General features: G+C 37.3%; 18 protein-coding genes. 9 read left to right on the forward strand and 9 right to left on the reverse strand.

Annotated elements, in window-relative coordinates:
• Positions 1 to 41: 41 nt before the first annotated feature.
• Entirely contained in the window at positions 42 to 4,400 is a 4,359-nt protein-coding gene (locus HX004_RS11915) for a CusA/CzcA family heavy metal efflux RND transporter (protein ID WP_286442763.1), read from the forward strand.
• A 4-nt stretch (positions 4,401 to 4,404) separates the two neighbouring features.
• A complete protein-coding gene (locus tag HX004_RS11920) occupies positions 4,405 to 5,568 on the forward strand; it encodes an efflux RND transporter periplasmic adaptor subunit (protein ID WP_286442764.1) in 1,164 nt (387 codons plus the stop codon).
• Between the two features lie 30 nt (positions 5,569 to 5,598).
• On the opposite strand, the gene HX004_RS11925 is transcribed toward HX004_RS11920, so the two are convergent.
• Positions 5,599 to 6,006: a hypothetical protein gene (locus tag HX004_RS11925; protein ID WP_286442765.1), complete on the reverse strand. Its 408-nt coding sequence runs from the start codon at positions 6,004 to 6,006 to the stop codon at positions 5,599 to 5,601.
• 210 nt (positions 6,007 to 6,216) lie between these two features.
• On the opposite strand from HX004_RS11925, the gene bla reads away from it, so the two are divergent.
• Positions 6,217 to 6,957 (forward strand): MUS/TUS/MOC family subclass B1 metallo-beta-lactamase, encoded by a 741-nt coding sequence (bla, locus tag HX004_RS11930; protein ID WP_286442766.1) that lies wholly within the window; start codon positions 6,217 to 6,219, stop codon positions 6,955 to 6,957.
• A gap of 92 nt (positions 6,958 to 7,049) precedes the next feature.
• The gene (locus HX004_RS11935; RefSeq protein ID WP_286442767.1) at positions 7,050 to 8,594 is read left to right on the forward strand and encodes a glycine--tRNA ligase; all 1,545 of its coding nucleotides are present in this window, start codon (positions 7,050 to 7,052) and stop codon (positions 8,592 to 8,594) included.
• Positions 8,595 to 8,647: 53 nt separating this feature from the next.
• Here the strand turns inward: HX004_RS11935 and HX004_RS11940 are convergent, their stop codons facing one another.
• Together HX004_RS11940 and HX004_RS11945 are read right to left on the reverse strand one after the other, a co-directional pair.
• Positions 8,648 to 9,067, reverse strand: coding sequence for a hypothetical protein (locus tag HX004_RS11940; RefSeq protein WP_286442768.1), 420 nt, complete (start codon positions 9,065 to 9,067; stop codon positions 8,648 to 8,650).
• On the reverse strand, positions 9,064 to 9,834 hold the full coding sequence (locus HX004_RS11945; RefSeq protein WP_286442769.1) for a hypothetical protein: 771 nt from the start codon (positions 9,832 to 9,834) through the stop codon (positions 9,064 to 9,066). The genes HX004_RS11940 and HX004_RS11945 overlap by 4 nt, the downstream gene beginning before the upstream one ends.
• Positions 9,835 to 10,015: 181 nt before the next feature.
• Between HX004_RS11945 and HX004_RS11950 the strand changes: the two genes are divergently transcribed.
• The gene (locus HX004_RS11950) at positions 10,016 to 10,591 is read left to right on the forward strand and encodes a YceI family protein (RefSeq protein ID WP_286442770.1); all 576 of its coding nucleotides are present in this window, start codon (positions 10,016 to 10,018) and stop codon (positions 10,589 to 10,591) included.
• Between the two features lie 53 nt (positions 10,592 to 10,644).
• On the opposite strand, the gene HX004_RS11955 is transcribed toward HX004_RS11950, so the two are convergent.
• The 3 genes from HX004_RS11955 to HX004_RS11965 form a co-directional block, all read right to left on the reverse strand.
• Positions 10,645 to 11,277 carry an NAD(P)H-binding protein gene (locus HX004_RS11955; protein ID WP_286442771.1) on the reverse strand — a complete coding sequence of 211 codons (633 nt, stop codon included), beginning with the start codon at positions 11,275 to 11,277 and terminating at the stop codon, positions 10,645 to 10,647.
• A gap of 91 nt (positions 11,278 to 11,368) precedes the next feature.
• On the reverse strand, positions 11,369 to 11,743 hold the full coding sequence (locus HX004_RS11960) for a YchJ family protein (RefSeq protein ID WP_286442772.1): 375 nt from the start codon (positions 11,741 to 11,743) through the stop codon (positions 11,369 to 11,371).
• Between the two features lie 4 nt (positions 11,744 to 11,747).
• Positions 11,748 to 11,939 carry a hypothetical protein gene (locus tag HX004_RS11965; protein WP_286442774.1) on the reverse strand — a complete coding sequence of 64 codons (192 nt, stop codon included), beginning with the start codon at positions 11,937 to 11,939 and terminating at the stop codon, positions 11,748 to 11,750.
• Positions 11,940 to 12,004: 65 nt separating this feature from the next.
• Between HX004_RS11965 and HX004_RS11970 the strand changes: the two genes are divergently transcribed.
• The 4 genes from HX004_RS11970 to HX004_RS11985 all read left to right on the forward strand — a co-directional run bounded on the left by HX004_RS11970 (position 12,005) and on the right by HX004_RS11985 (position 15,596).
• A complete protein-coding gene (locus tag HX004_RS11970) occupies positions 12,005 to 12,730 on the forward strand; it encodes a ComF family protein (RefSeq protein WP_286442775.1) in 726 nt (241 codons plus the stop codon).
• Positions 12,731 to 12,798: 68 nt separating this feature from the next.
• Entirely contained in the window at positions 12,799 to 14,406 is a 1,608-nt protein-coding gene (locus HX004_RS11975) for an Ig-like domain-containing domain (protein ID WP_286442776.1), read from the forward strand.
• A gap of 326 nt (positions 14,407 to 14,732) precedes the next feature.
• Entirely contained in the window at positions 14,733 to 15,158 is a 426-nt protein-coding gene (locus HX004_RS11980) for a lipocalin-like domain-containing protein (protein WP_286442777.1), read from the forward strand.
• Positions 15,159 to 15,179: 21 nt separating this feature from the next.
• Entirely contained in the window at positions 15,180 to 15,596 is a 417-nt protein-coding gene (locus HX004_RS11985) for a lipocalin-like domain-containing protein (protein ID WP_286442779.1), read from the forward strand.
• Between the two features lie 93 nt (positions 15,597 to 15,689).
• Here the strand turns inward: HX004_RS11985 and HX004_RS11990 are convergent, their stop codons facing one another.
• From HX004_RS11990 to HX004_RS12000, 3 genes are all read right to left on the reverse strand, one after another.
• Positions 15,690 to 16,457: a nitrilase family protein gene (locus HX004_RS11990; protein ID WP_286442781.1), complete on the reverse strand. Its 768-nt coding sequence runs from the start codon at positions 16,455 to 16,457 to the stop codon at positions 15,690 to 15,692.
• 178 nt (positions 16,458 to 16,635) lie between these two features.
• On the reverse strand, positions 16,636 to 17,424 hold the full coding sequence (locus tag HX004_RS11995; RefSeq protein WP_286442782.1) for a hypothetical protein: 789 nt from the start codon (positions 17,422 to 17,424) through the stop codon (positions 16,636 to 16,638).
• A 131-nt stretch (positions 17,425 to 17,555) separates the two neighbouring features.
• The gene (locus tag HX004_RS12000; RefSeq protein ID WP_286442783.1) at positions 17,556 to 18,296 is read right to left on the reverse strand and encodes a succinate dehydrogenase/fumarate reductase iron-sulfur subunit; all 741 of its coding nucleotides are present in this window, start codon (positions 18,294 to 18,296) and stop codon (positions 17,556 to 17,558) included.
• Between the last annotated feature and the right edge of the window lie 48 nt (positions 18,297 to 18,344).

Raw genomic sequence — 18,344 nt, forward strand, 5'->3', positions numbered from 1 at the left:
GCCACGGGTTAATGCTTGTTGTAGAGCATAACAACAGTATTATGTTAAATAAAATCATTGAATATTCTGTAAAGAATAAACTCATCATAGGCCTAATGGTACTTGGCCTCATTGGAATTGGTATTTTTCAAATGACAAAATTACCGATTGATGCAGTACCCGATATCACAGACAACCAAGTGCAAGTTATCACGGTAGCACCTAATTATGGAGCAACGGATATTGAGCGTTTAGTTACTTTTCCCATCGAACAAGCCAATAGCAATATTCCTGGAATGAAAAGTATTCGAAGCTTTTCTCGCTTCGGGCTGTCTTTAATCACCATTGTATTTGAAGAAGACGTGGATATTTATTGGGCCCGCCAACAGGTAGGCGAACGTTTACAACAAGTGCAAAATGACATCCCCAAAGAAGTAGGACAACCAGAATTGGGACCTATTTCCACTGGATTAGGAGAAATCTATCAATACGTTGTTCGCCCAGAACCTGGCTATGAGAAACAATTCGATCTAACGGAATTGAGATCGATTCAAGATTGGATTGTTCGCCGCCAGTTAATTGCTGTAAAAGGAGTCGCAGAAGTAAGCAGTTTTGGAGGAAAATTAAAACAATATGAAATCGCCATTAACCCCAATCAACTAGATGCCAATGGCCTGACCATCAAAGATGTTTTTGATGCCCTCAATCAAAACAATGAAAATACAGGAGGAGCCTATATTGAAAAAGGCCCCACAGTTTTATACATTCGCTCTGAAGGGTTAATAGGCACAGTGGAAGACATTGAAAATATTGCCATTACTTCCAAAAATAGCGAATTTCCAATTCTCATTCGCGATATTGCGACCGTACAAATCGGACACGCGACCCGTTATGGTGCCATGACCTACAATGACCAAGGTGAAGTGGCTGGAGGTATTGTGATGATGCTAAAAGGAGAAAACAGCAACAACGTCATACAAGACGTCAAAGCACGTGTTGCTGAAATTCAGAAATCTTTGCCGAAAGGAGTCGTAATTGAACCTTTCTTAGACCGAACTAAGATGGTAAATAACGCCATTGGCACCGTAGAAACTAATTTATTAGAAGGGGCATTAATTGTCGTTTTAGTCTTGGTTTTATTTTTAGGGAACTTCCGTGCAGGATTATTAGTAGCTTCTATTATTCCTTTAGCCATGTTGTTCGCTATTTCCATGATGAATCTATTTGGTGTAAGCGGAAATTTAATGAGTTTGGGTGCGTTAGACTTTGGATTAATCATCGATGGAGCCGTCATCATTGTAGAAGCCGTCCTCCATCAATTTAGTCACAACAATAAATTCAAGGAAAAAGTATTGCTCAAACAAGAGGAAATGAACCAAACTGTCGTGCAATCAGCGTCAAAAATGATGAATAGCGCAGTATTTGGACAGATTATTATCCTCATTGTATACATTCCTATTTTAACCTTACAAGGAATCGAGGGAAAAATGTTTAAACCCATGGCCCAAACCGTAGCTTTTGCTTTATTGGGTGCCTTTCTACTTTCCTTGACTTATGTTCCGATGATGAGCTCCTTGATCTTAAGTCGAAAAGTGAGTACAAAACCTAATTTTGCCGATCGTTTTATGGCTAAATTGGAAAAAGTATATCAAAACGCCTTGGTCAAAGTATTGGAAATTCCCAAAACCATTTATACCATTGTTGCCCTATTATTTATCAGTGCCATTTATATCCTTTCCACTTTAGGAGGCGAGTTTATCCCTTCTTTAGAAGAGGGTGATTTTGCTGTGGATACCAAAGTATTAAACGGAAGTAATCTGACGACAACCATAGAAAGTACACAAAAAGCCGTACATATTTTAGTGACTCAATTTCCAGAAGTAGAAAAAGTAGTAACCAAAATTGGAAATAGTGAAGTTCCTACTGATCCGATGCCGATGGAAGCGGGAGATATGATGGTTATCCTCAAAGACAAAAAAGAATGGACCTCAGCTTCTTCCTTTCCTGAATTGGCTGAAAAGATGACCCTTGCACTAGAAGAAGTACCTGGTATTACCGTTGGTTTTCAATTTCCCGTACAAATGCGATTCAATGAATTAATGACAGGGGCTCGACAAGACGTTGTAGTCAAAGTATTTGGGGATAATCTCGATACACTCGCTTCAACGGCTAGTCAAATTGGACAAATTATCAACACCATCCCAGGTGCAGCCAACCTTTATGTGGAACCCATCACAGGAATGCCACAATTGTTAATTGAATATGACCGCGCTGCCATTGCTCGTCATCGTTTATCCATTAGTGAGGTTAATACTATTGTCAATACTTCTTTAGCGGGACAAAGCGCTGGAATGGTATACGAAGGCGAAAAAAGATTTGACGTTGTGGTGCGTATGAATGAGAAAAGTAAAAAAGACATTCAACAAATCCGCAACATATTAATTCCAACTCCATCAGGCGCTCAGATTCCATTGAGTCAATTAGCCCATGTGGATATCAAAGAAGGTCCAAATCAAATTCAACGCGAAAATGCCCAGCGTCGTATTTTTGTCGGCTTCAATGTCAAAGGACGAGACGTTCAAAGTATTGTAGAAGAATTGCAACAAAAAGTAGATGCTAAAATAACCTTACCCACAGGGTATCGCATTACCTATGGCGGTCAATTTGAAAATCTAAACGAAGCCAAAGAACGCTTAGCCATTGCTGTACCATTAGCCTTAGTTTTAATTTTTGTTTTATTGTTCTTCGCTTTCCGAGACATCAAAGAATGCTTAATGATTTTCACGGCTATTCCCCTTTCTATCATTGGAGGAGTATTTCTACTTGCCTTGAGAGGTATGCCCTTTAGTATCAGTGCGGGTGTTGGTTTTATTGCCTTGTTTGGTGTAGCTGTATTAAATGGGATTGTGTTAATTGCCGAATTCAACCGATTGCAAAAATCGGGAATTACCAATATTGTGTATGTGGTCGTTCGCGGTGCAAAGAGTCGATTGCGTCCCGTATTGATGACCGCTTCTGTTGCCTCGTTTGGATTCTTGCCTATGGCCTTGAGCAATGGAGCCGGAGCAGAAGTACAACGCCCTCTAGCTACCGTTGTCATTGGAGGATTAATTCTAGCCACTTTCTTAACTTTATTTATTTTGCCTTTATTATACATCACCTTTGAACAAAAGCTTAACTTTTCTTTCTTTAAAAAGAAAAAAGCCATTACCCTAGCAGCGACAATAGCATTGTTGCTCTTCACAAACAGTCAATCCTTCGCTCAGACACCTATTTCGTTGAATGAAGCTATTGATCGAGCTATGGCCAACAACCACGCCATTCGAACGGAACAACTGCGTTCAGACTTCGCTAAGGCCTTTATCCACACCGCAACGGATATTCCACAAACAACCATAGCAGGCGAGTTTGGACAAATTAACGGTCCGTATACCGATAATAAATTTAGTGTTAGTCAAGATATTGCCTTTCCTACCATTTACAATAGACAAAAAAAGGTATACCAAAAAACATGGCAGAAAAGCATTTTTGACCTTGAACTCAAAACCGTTGAAATCAAAAAAGAAGTAACCCAAAGCTTTTTCGATTACTTCTATTGGAAAGAGAAAGAACAATTACTGCATCAAGCCGATAGTATGTATACCTCCTTCTACACTAAAGCTACTTTGCGCTTTAAAAAAGGGGAAAGTACCATATTGGAACAGACCACGGCCAAAAATCAGTTGATCAAAATCCAAATGCAACTCGCTGAGATTGCACAAACGAAAAGCTTAGCGCAATTGCAATTGAAATACTTACTCAATACAGAGGAGGATTTACTTCCAATACTAGAAGAAAATAAAGTAGAATTACTGGGATTAGAACAAGATTTGGATCAAAATCCACAGTTAAAAATCGCAGAGCAAAATAACGAAATTGCCCATGCACAAACCCGATTGGAGCGATCAAAATTGTTACCTACCCTTCAACTGACTTACAACAACAGCAGTTTTATGGGATTAGCCGCGAATGATGTATACTACAATCGCCAAGATCGCTTTCACGCCTTTCAGGTTGGCTTAACCTTACCGCTTTTTGACTTCGGACAAAAGGGAAGGATTCGCGCCTCCAAAGAAGCAGAAAAAGTAGCGGAAGCAGAATTTACCCTGACAAAACAAAAGGTTATCAACCGTTATCAACAATTGTTGATAAACCTAACAAATAGTCAACAAGTATTGGCAAGTTATGAACAACAAGCACCGAAAGGAGCTGATGTTATCATGAAAACGGCAGAATTACAGTTCGTCAATGGGGAAATCAACTACTTAGAGTATGTTCTTTTAACCAATCAAGCCCTAGAACTGTTAAGCAATTACTTTGACGCCTTGAAAGCGTACAATGACACCGTCATCCAAATCAATTATCTAACTTCAAACAATTAGTATCATGTCTATCTTATATAAAACTATCCGTCCTTTTTCTCTTGCAGCACTGGGTTTTCTCCTATCTACTGCCTTTGTTCAATGCAAGGGAAATGAAACCACCACAGAAGAAGTAGTCGTTCAGGAAGAAACAGATATTGTACAATTAACAGACGCTCAACTGAAACACGTGGAGCTAGAAACTACAAAAATTCAGGAGCACACCATCGCAACCGTTTTAAAATTAAACGGAAAAATTGACGTTCCCCCTCAAAATTTAATCTCCGTGACTAATCCTTTGGGCGGCTACGTAAAACAAACGAAATTAATGCCAGGTATGCACATCAAAAAAGGGGAGCAAATTGCCATCATGGAAGATCCTCGTTATATTGAATTGCAACAAAACTACCTAATTGCCAAAGACAAATATGAATTTGCGAAGTTGGACTACCAACGTCAAAAAGACCTGAATGCGAGTCAAGCAAGCAGTGACAAAGTTATGCAACAAGCCCAAGCAGAAATGAATGCACAGCGCATTGCCATGAATGCACTAGGGCAACAATTGAGCTTGATTAATATCAATCCCTCGACCTTAACACACAATTCCATCAGTCGATCCATTGCTATTTACAGTCCGATTAATGGTTTTGTGAGTAATACTTATGTCAACATTGGAAAATATGTAACCCCCTCGGATGTGATGTTTGAACTGATTGACCCTTCAGATATCCATTTAAATTTGAAAGTGTATGAAAAGGATTTAGATAAATTAGAAGTAGGACAACGCGTGGTGAGTTTCACCAACAACAATCCTGCGAAAAAATACGAAGGAGAAATTGTACTAATTAGCATGGATGTCAATACAGAAGGAACATCAGAAGTACACTGTCATTTCGAGAATTTTGAAAAGAACCTTTTACCAGGGATGTATATGAATGCGGAAATTGACACCCATTCTTCCTTAACCAAAGCACTACCAGAGGAAAGTGTGGTTTACTTTGAAGGCAAACACTTCATTTTTGTTGAAACGGGTAAACAAACCTATCAACTAACCGCTGTAGAAGTTGGAGAAACAGAAAACGGTTTCACAGCTATTCTCAATGCGGATGCATTAACCAATAAAACTATCGTTTCAAAAGGCGCTTATACGCTATTAATGAAACTCCGAAATACAGAAGAAGAAGAATAAACTAAAAAGTCCAGCACATGCTGGACTTTTTTATGGTTTTATCGTACAATAAATAATTTCAGAACAATCCCCTCCTTTGACCACAACCTCAAATTTGAGCGCTGTATCTCCATAATAGGGATTGGTACGCACAACTAGTCTTCCATCTCCTACTTTTTGAACCGTATAATTGGAGGTTCCATAACTCTCTACACTGCGTTCTTCGTACATATACCCCTCATCTCCTACTTGTCCAATTTGAACTTTTTGAATGATGTGATAGGGTTTAGGATTAACATCTACCAATTCTTCTCCTCCCGTATTGGGAAAAGTCAGGTACCTGCGGCTAACCTGGGTTGATCCTTTGCATTTGGAAGAATCGCGATCCCACCACTCTACACAAGCGGAAGATAATCCCGCACAAACAAGAGCGATGAAAATTACTTTATTTTTTTTCATTTTGGTTTTGATCAAAAGCGCTCAAAAATAAGTCAATTTGAAGTAAAAAAACAAGGAACCTCAAATAATGGTTCTGCTTTTCTTATTTTTGTTCAACTAAAGGGCTAACTCCAAAAAGCAATGCTGCATTTGTTGTTTGCTACTTGCACTTATCCTTGAAAAAGTAAGGCATCACATTCATTTTTTATCCATTATTTTAAACTTCTAACTATGTACAACTACTTTAGCAGTATCCTTCTACTTCTATTCACTTCTTTCGTTTATCCCCAATCAGACAAATTAAAGATTGAAAAACTCAATGACCATATGTATGTGTATACAACCTATCAAGAGTTCAAAGGAGTAGAATACTCATCCAATGCGTTGTACATCGTAACTGATGAAGGGGTTATTCTCTTGGATACACCTTGGGACAAAACCCAATATCAACCCTTAGTGGATCATATTAGAACGCAACACCACAAAGAAATTAAATGGGTAATTACCACACACTTTCACGAGGACCGTTCGGGAGGTTTAGCGTATTTCAACGAGGCAGGTGCAGAAACGTATACGTATGCCCTAACGAATGAAATTCTAGGACAGCGCAAGGAACCTCAAGCTACTTTTACATTTGGCAAAGAGAAAACCTTTACCTTGGGCAACGAAAAACTAACCGTTTATTTTTTAGGAGAAGGACACAGTAAAGACAATACGGTAATCTGGTTTCCCAAAGAAAAAGTTTTATATGGAGGTTGTTTAATCAAAAGTGCAGAAGCAACCACCATTGGCAATATAGAAGACGGCAATACAGCAGCTTGGCCTCAGACAATCAACGAAGTAAAACGCAAGTTTAAAAAAGCTAAAGTTATTATTCCAGGACATGATGCTTGGAATCAAGCAGGTCATATTGAAAATACGGAACGCATCTTAGCGGCCTATCATGCACAAAAATTAAAAAATAACAAGTAAATAGAATAGTAAACCCATAAACTTAAGATTATTAACAGCAAATAGCTTGTGGTGAAGTTTTTAATCTTAAAGTCTTTTATTACTTTTGCACTATGGCAAAACAAGATGATATTTTTAAGAATGTTATTTCGCATGCAAAAGAGTATGGATACATTTTTCCATCTAGCGAAATATACGATGGTTTAAGCGCAGTATATGACTATGCTCAAAACGGTGTAGAATTAAAGAGAAACATTAGAGAGTACTGGTGGAAATCCATGGTACAAATGCACGAAAATATTGTAGGAATTGATGCCTCAATCTTTATGCATCCAACCACTTGGAAGGCTTCAGGTCACGTTGATGCATTCAATGATCCTTTAATTGACAACAAAGACAGTAAAAAGAGATATAGAGCAGACGTTTTAATTGAAGACTACTGTGAAAAATTACACCAAAAAGCATTAAAAGAAATTGAAAAAGCGAAAAAGCGCTTTGGAGAGTCTTTTGATGAGGAGCAATTTATTGCGACTAACCCACGTGTGGTAGAATACTACGCAAAGAAAAAAGAAATTTTAGAGCGCATGGCTCGCGGTTTAGATACGGGAGATTTAGCGGATGTAAAAGCCCTAATCGAAGAGTTGGAAATTGCGGATCCTGAAACAGGTTCTAAAAACTGGACCGAAGTACGTCAATTCAACTTGATGTTTGGTACAAAATTAGGAGCTTCTGCAGATACAGCGATGGATTTATACCTTCGTCCAGAAACAGCTCAAGGTATTTTCGTTAACTTCCTAAACGTTCAAAAAACAGGGCGTATGAAGATTCCTTTTGGTATCGCTCAAACAGGGAAGGCCTTCCGAAACGAAATCGTTGCTCGTCAGTTCATCTTCCGCATGCGTGAATTCGAACAGATGGAAATGCAATTCTTCGTGAAACCAGGAGAAGAAATGAAATACTACGAGTATTGGAAAGATACGCGTTTAAAATGGCATTTATCGCTAGGTTTAGGAGCGGAAAACTACCGTTACCACGACCATGAAAAATTAGCACACTATGCCAATGCTGCTACTGATATTGAATTCAACTTCCCATTCGGATTTAAAGAATTAGAAGGAATTCACTCCCGTACAGATTTCGATTTAAAAGCACACGAACAATTCTCTGGTAAGAAATTGCAGTTCTTTGACAACGAAACGAACTCTTCTTATGTTCCTTATGTAGTAGAAACATCAGTAGGATTGGATCGTATGTTCTTATCTGTATTCTCAAAATCACTTCAAGAAGAAACACTTGAAGATGGAACAACGAGAACGGTATTGAAATTACCTGCGGTATTAGCCCCAACTAAAGCGGCAATCTTCCCTCTAGTGAAAAAAGATGGTTTACCAGAAATCGCACAGGAGATTATTGAAGACTTGAAATGGGATTTCAACGTAGCTTACGATGAAAAAGATGCAGTAGGGCGTCGTTACCGCCGTGCGGATGCTTTGGGTACTCCTTTCTGTATTACAGTGGATCACCAAACCCTAGAAGATAAAACGGTTACAATTCGCCACAGAGATACGATGAAACAAGATCGCGTTGCAATTGCTGATCTTCGAAACATCATCAACGAAGAAGTGTCGATGAAAAACTGGTTAAAGAAAATGATGTAATACATATAAAACGAGGGTATCCACAAGATAACCCTCGTTTTTTTTATTATCATCTACTTGTACTTTAAGTCTCTTAATTGCTGTACTGTTAATCCCGAAACGACTTCTCCTTTTATTTTTACCTCAGAGACATCAAGTTCTTCACACCGCCAGTCCACTGTAATAATAGTATCTTTCTTGTGTAGAGAAAAACGCAATTCCCCTTTTCTCTTAATGATCGTATCTCCTTTTTCAAGAAGTTCTGAATAACAACCTAACCATCTTGTTTCATCTACACAAGTACAAGGTTTCTTTGTAAGTAGATGTACTCCTTTTGATTTTAAATTATATGCGCTTGATGATGGTCGCCTCTCAACGATTTGCAGGCATTCAATAGTAGATACATACTTTTTATTTGCTTCACAATCAATTTCAAAACAAGAAGAAAAAAGCAGCAATACGCCACAAGCACTTATTTTTGTTACACTCTTCATTCCAACCAATTTTTTACTGTTTCAATTCCTTTACTCAACTTATACACCTCAGCCTTGGATCTTGTATATCCTCCCCCCAAACCTATACCATAATTAATTGTCGTTGTTTGCACTCCTGAGCTGCTCAATACTCCATTTTCAAAAATAGATCGTGTCCTAGACATCCCTAAAATTCCTATTTGCCCTGTCCATCCTAAATCATATCCTCCTAAGCCTTGTAAAACATCTTTACTTTGACCATAATTATCGTGAAACCCAATATTACCCGTTGCAGCAAATCCTGGTCGAGATAATTCCAAGCCAAAGTCAAAGCTCCCTCCAATCACGATGGCAATATCCTGATGTGTAGCTACAATACTAAAATTAAAGCTTGCAGAAAAAAAACCACCACTTCCACCAAAACCAACACCCAAACTCATTGCATCAGGCGAATAATTACCGTACTTACCCGATGGAACGTTGTAGAAATAAGGATAATGCTTTTTAACAGGCGCTACAATCACAATCTCTTCTAAATATTTTTTGGGTGTCAGTTGCTGTTGTAATCGCTGTAGTTTTCGAATCCGTTCATCTGGTACATAGTCAAAATAATAGTTCATGTTAATATCAGAAAAACTAACAGTTCCAGTAAAAAAAGAGTTGAATCTGTTTTTTTTCTGATAATACCCATACCCATAAACCAAATAATCTAACTGAGACCCCTGTTTAACTTCATAAACAAAAGTCAAATAATCAACAATTCGAATTGATAAAATATACTTTTCCATTGAAAATCAATCATTTATTAAGAATATAGAGTAAACCTTCAAGAATGATACCACGAATCCATTATAGTTCGTTCATTCCCCTGAACTTCATTTGCGTTTTCCTTTCTTAATGTAGGTTAAGTACTTCTCCTTCAGAACATCCGTATCTTTGTATCATTGATAATCACAAAATATAACCGATATGAAAAAAATAGCTTTATTCGTGGTAGCTGCCTTATTTTCAGTTACTTCATTTGCACAAACAAAATGGAATGTTGATCCGATGCACTCATTCTTAAACTTCTCAGTGAAACATTTAGGAATTTCTTTTGTAGATGGTCGCTTTGACAAATACGAAGGAACTTTTGTAGGAAATCCAGAAGATTTAACCAAAGGTACCTTCAACTTTACAGTGGATTTAAACAGCATCAATACCAGTGTAGAAATGCGCGATAACCACCTAAAATCAGCAGACTTTTTTGACACTGCTAAATATGCTTCAATGAAGTTTGACAGTAAGTCAATCAAAAAAACAGGGAAAGATAAATATGAACTAGTAGGAAACTTAACAATTAAAAACATCACAAAACCTGTAACATTCCAATTGACTTATGGTGGTTTATTAGCAGATGATGGAAATGGAAATACAAAACTTGGTTTCCAAGCGACTACGACAATCAACCGTTTTGATTTTGATGTAGCTTATGATCCGTCAGGACAAGCTATTGGAAAAAACGTTGATATTACAGTGAATTTAGAATTCAGTAAAGCGAACTAATCCTTTATATATTTTCAACTAAAAAGGGCCCACTAATACAAGTAGGCCCTTTTTTATATTTCATCGTTTTCAATAACAACAAGATTATACGTTACATGTTCAACAGCTGCATTGCGAATCCGATCAGCTACTTTAGAAACCGCCACGGGTCGATAAGATTTGAACATTCCCATGCGGTTGAGGAAGGTCAAGATTTTCACTCCTATATCTTCTCCTTTGCGATTGGAATTCGGTCGAATCAGTGAGCTCGGTCGAATGATGATGGTACGGCTAAAGTGCAATTGAGCAATGGCTTGTTCAATTCTACCTTTGAGATACAAATAAAAAACCTTACTGCGGTAATCGGCTCCTTTGGAGGATACAAGAACAAAAGTTTGTATGGATTTTGCCTTGCAGTATTTGGCAAACTGCACCACATAGTCGTAATCAATATGCCATTGGTTGGTTTTTCCTCCCGCTTGCTTCTTGGTCGTTCCCAAACAGCTAAAAGCAATATCACCTTCAATGAGATGATGCCATTGTCCCATTTTTTCAAAATCGACAACGTGGCAAATCAGCTTTGGATGTTGAATATCCCAAGGACTACGCACAAAAATTTCGACAAAATGGTAGCGATCGTCACACAAAAGTTGACGGACTAATACTTTTCCAACGGCTCCTGTGGCGCCAATAATTACAGCTCTCATAACAGTAAATTACAAAAAAAACTTCAAGAAGTTATTTCTTTTTTAAATTTTCTTCACTTACATCCTCAATCCCTAAGCTAAACAACCTCAGTTATTCTTCAAAAATACCTGAAACATAATACAACTTATCTCCTAACCTTGCAAAAGTTGAGTTTTCATAATGTTGTTGTTCCTGACCACTTGGATCTTTAAAATACGCGCGAAATACCACATTCAAGGCGGAAGCAGATACAATCTCCAATCGCATCCATTGATTTTCACTCGCCCATTGTAAAATGGATTTTTTACTATATAAATGACGCGCGCTCGGATGCGTCGTTTCAATCAGGTATTTTGCATTCGCCAATACATAAGCAGTATAGCGTGAACGCATTAAGGCCTCTGCTGTTGTTGGGTTTTGTTCTCCTTTGAGTAAAGGCATACAGCAAGTTTCCAGTGTAGATCCACTTCCACAAGGACATTCCATAAAGTTAAGCTTTTAATTGTTGTTCTAAATCTCCTACAATCTTTTGCATCTTGGCCAATCGCACTAAATCTTCATCAATATCCGTCGAATCAATCATCATCTTTAATCGCCCTTTTATCTCCTCTGCTAATCGCTCTGCTTCCACCGTTCTTCCTTGTTCCACCATTTGCTTTAAAATGATTATTAACTTTTCCATGAATTTTTTCTTTTTGCTTATACTGTACAAAGATATTGGTTGCTTTCATTTAAAAGAAGTTTTTTATGGGTGGGATTTCTGTTATTTTTAAGTCTATCAATCTTCTTTTTATGCTCAAAGATCTCCTTCATTTCCTTTTTCCCAAAAGTTGTCCTGGCTGTTCCATCCTGCTCTTGACGCATGAAGTCTTGTTGTGTACGGTTTGTCGCGCGACTTTACCCTTTACCCATCAGCACCAAAGTGCCACCAATGAAGCCCTAGGGAAATTCTACGGAAAAGTGAAAATACAACAAGCGAGTTGCTTATTATACTACGCTAAAGGCGGCCTTGTTTCCAACCTGCTCCATCAATTAAAATACAACAACCAGCCTAGCATCGCTTTTGTCCTCGGTCAATTATATGCGGAATTATTAGCGGATGACCAAGCTTTTCCTTCCGTAGATTATATTGTGTCTGTCCCTTTGCATCCCAAAAAACTCAAACAACGAGGCTACAATCAGGTCGATGGATTTGCCACTGCTTTGTCTCAACATTTTCAAATTCCCATTCACTCTTCTGTTTTGGCAAAAGTAGAACGAACAGCTTCTCAAACAACAAAGAGCTTTCAAGAACGCATCAAATCCAAACCCGCTGTTTTTCAACTTCAATCAACTCCCAATTTAGCGGGTAAACACTTTCTTCTTCTAGACGATATCTTAACCACAGGGAGCACCTTGGAAAATTGCGCCAAGTTATTGTTACAAATCCCTGATAGCAAGGTGAGTATTTTGTGTTTAGCCTATACAAAATAAAGTTTTTAAGGGCTGATATTTTCTAAGTAAAAAATATAATTGTTACTTTGCCTTTTCAAAACAAACCTATGTCGAAGTTTCGTCTTTATTTTTTTACCTGTTTACTCGTTTTATGCGTAACTTGTTTTTCAAATTGTGCTAAAAGAGGATTTATTTCCGGTGGTCCTATGGATACCTTGCCTCCTGTTGTATTAAAAAGTTACCCAGAGAACTACTCTATTAACTTTGACCAGGATGAGATTCGAATTGAGTTTGATGAATTTATCAAATTGAAAAACGCCAATCAAAACTTAATTGTATCTCCACCGTTGAAGAACAATCCAGATATCTCCCCTATGGGAAGTCCAAAAAAGGTAATGACTATTAAATTAAAGGATACGCTTCATCCCAATACAACCTATAGTTTTAATTTTGGCGACGCGATTACAGACAACAATGAAGGAAATGTATTAAAGCAATTTAAATACATCTTCTCTACAGGTAGCTACATTGACTCCCTTAAACTAGAAGGTACTATACAATCCGCTCATAAATTAAAAACAGACAACTTTGTCAATGTGATGTTGTATGATGCAACCACGTTTAAAGACTCCACGGTATATAAAGAAAAGCCCTTATATATTACCAATACACTAGATTCCTTAACTACTTTTTCTATCGAAAATATCAAGGCTGGAACCTATTATGCAGTTGCTTTAAAACAAAAGAACAATACCTATATGTTCAATCCCGAGCAAGATAAGATTGCTTTTATCCAGGATACTATTGTTATTCCTACAGATAAAAAATACAATCTTGTTCTGTTCAAATCAGAAGAAAAATTCTCGGCAAAACGCCCTGCGCAGATTTCTGAAAACAAGTGGTACTTACCTTATAAAGGAAATAAAGAGGGGGTAAAAATAAAGGTGTCTAAAAACGACAGTTTAATCCAAAGTGCTTACACTCCATTAGAAGGAAAGGATTCTCTTCAGGTATGGTTTCCTAAGGTTATTGCGGATTCACTTCATATTGCGGTCAGTAAAGACGATTATTTAGAAACCTTTACGGTGCGACCACGAGTAAAAATGAAAGAAGTGGACACCCTAAGTGTAACAGCAAAGAACAACAATATCGACTTCAAAGAGAATTTCACTTTAAAGACGTCAACGCCAATTGCAACAGTAAATAAAAACTTAATTCAAATTATCAACAAAGACTCTCTTCCAGTTTCTTTTGAAGTTCAAGAATTCTTAGCCGAGCAAAAGGTAACTTTGTTATTTGAGAAAAACCAAGAAGAATTATATTCCATCCAGTTATTGCCACAAGCTTTAACGGATCTCTTTGGCCACGCCAATGACACCCTAAAATACGCGTTGAAAACAACGAAACACACAGATTATGGAAATTTAAACCTCAAGTTAAGTGCTGTGAAACGTTACCCTATTATTGTTGAACTGATTGATGAACAAGAAAAGGTATACGCGACGCAAATCGTCAAAGAACCACAAGTTGTTCCTTTCGATTTATTACCTCCTCGAAAGTATTACGTTCGAATCATTTATGACGACAACCAAAATGGCAAATGGGATACGGGGTATTATTGGGACAAACGTCAACCAGAAGAGACCTTCTATTCCAAAGAACCAATTGACGTACGCGCCAACTGGGATATCAACCAAGATTTAAACTTAAATTAGTACCTGTTGCAGGATTGAGCACTGACAACAAGGATCTTATATCTAAAACAACATAAAAATGCCCCTTGATATAGAAAATCAAGGGGCATTTATTTATGCAGAACCTTTTGTTACTAATTTTCTTTTTTCACCTCCAAGGCATCTTCAAGAATATTTTTAAAACCCTTGTGTAAATATTTAACTAAAAAAAGAAAACGAATCCAAAAAAAGCAACCCAGAACACTATAAATCAATAAATTACAAACATAGTTAAATAAGTATTAAAATAATTTTTTCACACTTTCCTGCTATACATTTGGTCTATCAAAATTAAAATTTAATCCACGATGAGATTAACAAAAATGACTTTAGCTATCGCATTTGTAGCTATCGCTTTCGCTTCTTGTAAAGATCAAAAAGAAGCTCCTGTGACTGAAGAAACAGCAACTACTGAAGTAGTAGAAGAAGCTACAGCACCTGTGACTGTAGACACTAAAGTATTAGTTGCTTCTTGGACACAACCTAACCCTATTAATGACAAAGAAGTACAAGGTTTCGAATTAAAAGAAGACGGAACAGCTGCTTCAATTAATATGGCAACACTTAAAACAAACAAGTGGTGGGTAGAAGGAGATAAATTGTTCTTAGAGCAAGAAAGCATCGGTAATGGTACGTCAAGTGTTGACACGGTATCCTACCAATTTGAGGTGGTTGACGGTACGACCTTAAACCTAATTAACGGTGAGTCTAAAGACTCTTTCACTAGAAAATAATCTTTTTTCGAGATTTAGTAGATGAAAACAAAACAAACTGTACTTGCATTGGCTTTTGTAGCTCTTGCATTCGCTTCTTGTAAAGATCAAAAAGAAGCAACCGTAGTAGAAGAAACTACAACAGTAACAGAGCAAGCTGCTCCAGAAGTAGCACCTGCTCAAGCATTAGTGGGAGTTTGGACACAAACAAACCCAGCAAATCCAAGCGTACAACAAGGATTTGAATTAAAAGCAGACGGAACCATGGTAGCTGTAAATGATCCAGCTATGGCATTTACCAAATGGAAACTAGTGGATAACACCCTTGTTTTTGAAAGTGAAGTTGCCAATAACGACCCTGCTTCAGTGAAAGTTAGTAGCTTGAAATACGAACTAGTAGATGGCAAAACCCTTACACTTGAAGTTGAAGGAGCTATCCAATCGTTTACAAAACAATAAAATCCATTCTTTTTATAACAAAAAGCTACCCCTTAGGGTAGCTTTTTTATTTATCAGGTACTAATGGATTGACGGACTCCTTTGCTTTTTCAATTATTTAATCGCAATCTCATCGGCATCTTTCAGAAATGCGAATCGATTTCTCGCTTTATCTTGGATTGCTTTATCTAAAGTACAATATTGTACAGTTGTTCCTAACTGAGGTTCAATAAGATACTGCCCCATATAATCAATCACTTGAGAATGTCCACTATATTGATTGTCATTTTGATCCTCTCCACTGCGATTAACTCCCACCACATAGCTCATATTTTCAATTGCACGCGCTTTTAAGAGTGAATCCCAAGCATAGATGCGTTGATCAGGCCAACTGGCAACATACAACAACAAGTCATAAACCTCCCCAATATTACGGGCAAAAGCTGGGAAGCGCAAATCGTAACACACCAATGGACAGATATTCCAGCCTTTATACTGAACGATTAAACGTTCCGTTCCAGGTGCATATACTTTTTCTTCGCCTGCGAGTGAAAATAAATGACGCTTATCATAGGTTTTAAATTCCCCTGTGGGCCAAATAAAAAATAAACGATTGTAGAATTGATTTCCTTCTTTGATAACGATACTACCCGTTAAGGCAAAATCAAGCGATTTACAGCACGATTGCAACTCTTTGATAAACTTGTCCTCCATCGTCATAAAAACGCGCTCAGGGTTCATGGTAAAGCCTGAAGTGAACATTTCTGGTAATACAACCAAATCCGTTCCGCTTTCAATCTGATGCAATTGTTTTTTGAAATAAGTCGTGTTTTTCTGTACATCCTCCCAAACTAGAGGTGCTTGAATCAAAGCTACTTTCATACGTTTCTTTTAGGTCATTCAAAAATACGAAATATTCTCTATTGCTGGTTGTTGCGTGTTGTCGGTTGACTGTTGTTGACTGTTGTTAGTTGACTGTTGTTGATTAACCACGTGAACATCAAACGACAAACATCAAACGACAAACAACCATCAATAATCCTATTTCGTTTATATCGAACTACTGATGATTTTCATGTGTACAAAGTTCCTTGTATTTCTCAAATATTTGTTGAAAGAACACAAACCTCTCCTGACTTTTATAGTCAAGTTTAGCTAATTTTTTAGGAAATCCGGCTGCTATTCTTTCTGCAATATACTCCGATTTAGCTGCTTTAAATTCAGCCAATGCCTTTTTATACTCTTCTTTATAATTCTTTGAATCGATGTAATTCTCTTGCAAATACGTCTGAAAAGCTTCACAATTTTTATCCATCAACATCATAAACTGAGCGGCTTCACGATCAGTTCTGCGATAAGCGTCATGAAAGAAGAAAAAGTAATCGGTATTGGCTACTGGAAAATAAAAATGAGTAAATATCAATTTTCCATTATCTAAAATTAAAAGTTTTGCATATGGAATATCCTTATAGGTATTTAACGGGTAGAAATCCACAAAGTACTTGTCTGAAAAGGTGTACTTTTTATCAAATTTTCTAACGCGAATCGGGTGATAGACTGTTGACCAATTTTCCTTTTTTTTATCAAAAATCTCAACAGATACTACATCATTAGATGAAACAGAACGATAATCTTTTGCGCCATCATTCTTAAACTTAAATTCATAAGGGTCATCATAGTGGTACCCAAAAACTAGGAATTTTTCTTTTATCTTTCCAACTTCTCTAGTACCATTCTTAAACGTAAGAACAGTTTTTCCTCGATTAGCACCTGTACCAGCGAAACCAAGCTGGCCATAACTAATAAAAGAAGTACATGCAAATAAAATGCACAGTAGTAAGGTTTTCATTAAATTATAAAATATTATGTTAATAGGCGCCAAATATAAGTTAATGAAAGTTAGAAATGAAGTAATTAAAAATAAAAAAAGCAGCACAAATTGTGCTGCTTTTTTCTTTTTCAAAAAAATATTAAAATCCTCTATAAGGCTGCTTTTAAGTATTCTCTGTTCATACGAGCAATATTCTCTAGAGAAATACCTTTTGGACATTCTACCTCACAAGCACCTGTATTTGTACAGTTACCGAAGCCTAAAGCGTCCATCTCAGCTACCATGTTCATTACACGGTCTGCTGCTTCTACCTTACCTTGTGGCAACAAAGCAAATTGAGAAACTTTTGCAGAAACGAATAACATAGCTGATGAGTTTTTACACGTTGCCACACATGCTCCACATCCGATACAAGTTGCAGCGTCAAATGAGCGGTCTGCATCGTGTTTAGGGATTGGAATAGCGTTAGCATCTTGCGTATTACCAGAAGTATTTACCGAAATAAATCCTCCAGCGTGTTGAATTTTATCAAAAGCTGTACGGTCTACTACTAAATCCTTGATTACAGGGAAAGCTTTTGCTCTAAATGGCTCAATATAAATCGTATCACCATCTTTGAACTTTCTCATGTGTAACTGACAAGTAGTAATTCCTCTGTCTGGTCCGTGAGCTTGTCCATTAATAAACAATGAACACATTCCACAAATACCTTCACGACAGTCGTGGTCAAATGCTACGGGATCATCCCCTTTCTCGATTAGCTCGTTGTTTAAAACATCAAGCATTTCTAAGAAAGACATATCAGGAGAAACATTATTGATTTTGTACTCAACTATTTTTCCTTGTTCTTTAGCGTTTTTTTGACGCCATATTTTTAATGTAAGATTCATCTGCATCGAATTTTTACAACAAGATATGATTCAAGAATCAATACCTCA

Origin of the sequence: Myroides sp. 1354, assembly GCF_030324495.1 — a bacterium.
In the GTDB taxonomy this organism is placed as follows: Bacteria; Bacteroidota; Bacteroidia; order Flavobacteriales; family Flavobacteriaceae; genus Flavobacterium.

What these genes read in the sequence shown, in the direction of transcription:
- HX004_RS11920 (WP_286442764.1), top strand. Translation starts at nt 4,405, where the DNA reads ATGTCTATCTTATATAAAACTATCCGTCCTTTTTCTCTTGCAGCACTG.
- HX004_RS11960 (WP_286442772.1), bottom strand. Translation starts at nt 11,743, where the DNA reads ATGGAATGTCCTTGTGGAAGTGGATCTACACTGGAAACTTGCTGTATG.
- bla (WP_286442766.1), top strand. Translation starts at nt 6,217, where the DNA reads ATGTACAACTACTTTAGCAGTATCCTTCTACTTCTATTCACTTCTTTC.
- HX004_RS11975 (WP_286442776.1), top strand. Translation starts at nt 12,799, where the DNA reads ATGTCGAAGTTTCGTCTTTATTTTTTTACCTGTTTACTCGTTTTATGC.
- HX004_RS11940 (WP_286442768.1), bottom strand. Translation starts at nt 9,067, where the DNA reads ATGAAGAGTGTAACAAAAATAAGTGCTTGTGGCGTATTGCTGCTTTTT.
- HX004_RS11965 (WP_286442774.1), bottom strand. Translation starts at nt 11,939, where the DNA reads ATGGAAAAGTTAATAATCATTTTAAAGCAAATGGTGGAACAAGGAAGA.
- HX004_RS11945 (WP_286442769.1), bottom strand. Translation starts at nt 9,834, where the DNA reads ATGGAAAAGTATATTTTATCAATTCGAATTGTTGATTATTTGACTTTT.
- HX004_RS11915 (WP_286442763.1), top strand. Translation starts at nt 42, where the DNA reads ATGTTAAATAAAATCATTGAATATTCTGTAAAGAATAAACTCATCATA.
- HX004_RS11935 (WP_286442767.1), top strand. Translation starts at nt 7,050, where the DNA reads ATGGCAAAACAAGATGATATTTTTAAGAATGTTATTTCGCATGCAAAA.
- HX004_RS12000 (WP_286442783.1), bottom strand. Translation starts at nt 18,296, where the DNA reads ATGAATCTTACATTAAAAATATGGCGTCAAAAAAACGCTAAAGAACAA.
- HX004_RS11925 (WP_286442765.1), bottom strand. Translation starts at nt 6,006, where the DNA reads ATGAAAAAAAATAAAGTAATTTTCATCGCTCTTGTTTGTGCGGGATTA.
- HX004_RS11995 (WP_286442782.1), bottom strand. Translation starts at nt 17,424, where the DNA reads ATGAAAACCTTACTACTGTGCATTTTATTTGCATGTACTTCTTTTATT.
- HX004_RS11990 (WP_286442781.1), bottom strand. Translation starts at nt 16,457, where the DNA reads ATGAAAGTAGCTTTGATTCAAGCACCTCTAGTTTGGGAGGATGTACAG.
- HX004_RS11985 (WP_286442779.1), top strand. Translation starts at nt 15,180, where the DNA reads ATGAAAACAAAACAAACTGTACTTGCATTGGCTTTTGTAGCTCTTGCA.
- HX004_RS11980 (WP_286442777.1), top strand. Translation starts at nt 14,733, where the DNA reads ATGAGATTAACAAAAATGACTTTAGCTATCGCATTTGTAGCTATCGCT.
- HX004_RS11970 (WP_286442775.1), top strand. Translation starts at nt 12,005, where the DNA reads ATGGGTGGGATTTCTGTTATTTTTAAGTCTATCAATCTTCTTTTTATG.
- HX004_RS11955 (WP_286442771.1), bottom strand. Translation starts at nt 11,277, where the DNA reads ATGAGAGCTGTAATTATTGGCGCCACAGGAGCCGTTGGAAAAGTATTA.
- HX004_RS11950 (WP_286442770.1), top strand. Translation starts at nt 10,016, where the DNA reads ATGAAAAAAATAGCTTTATTCGTGGTAGCTGCCTTATTTTCAGTTACT.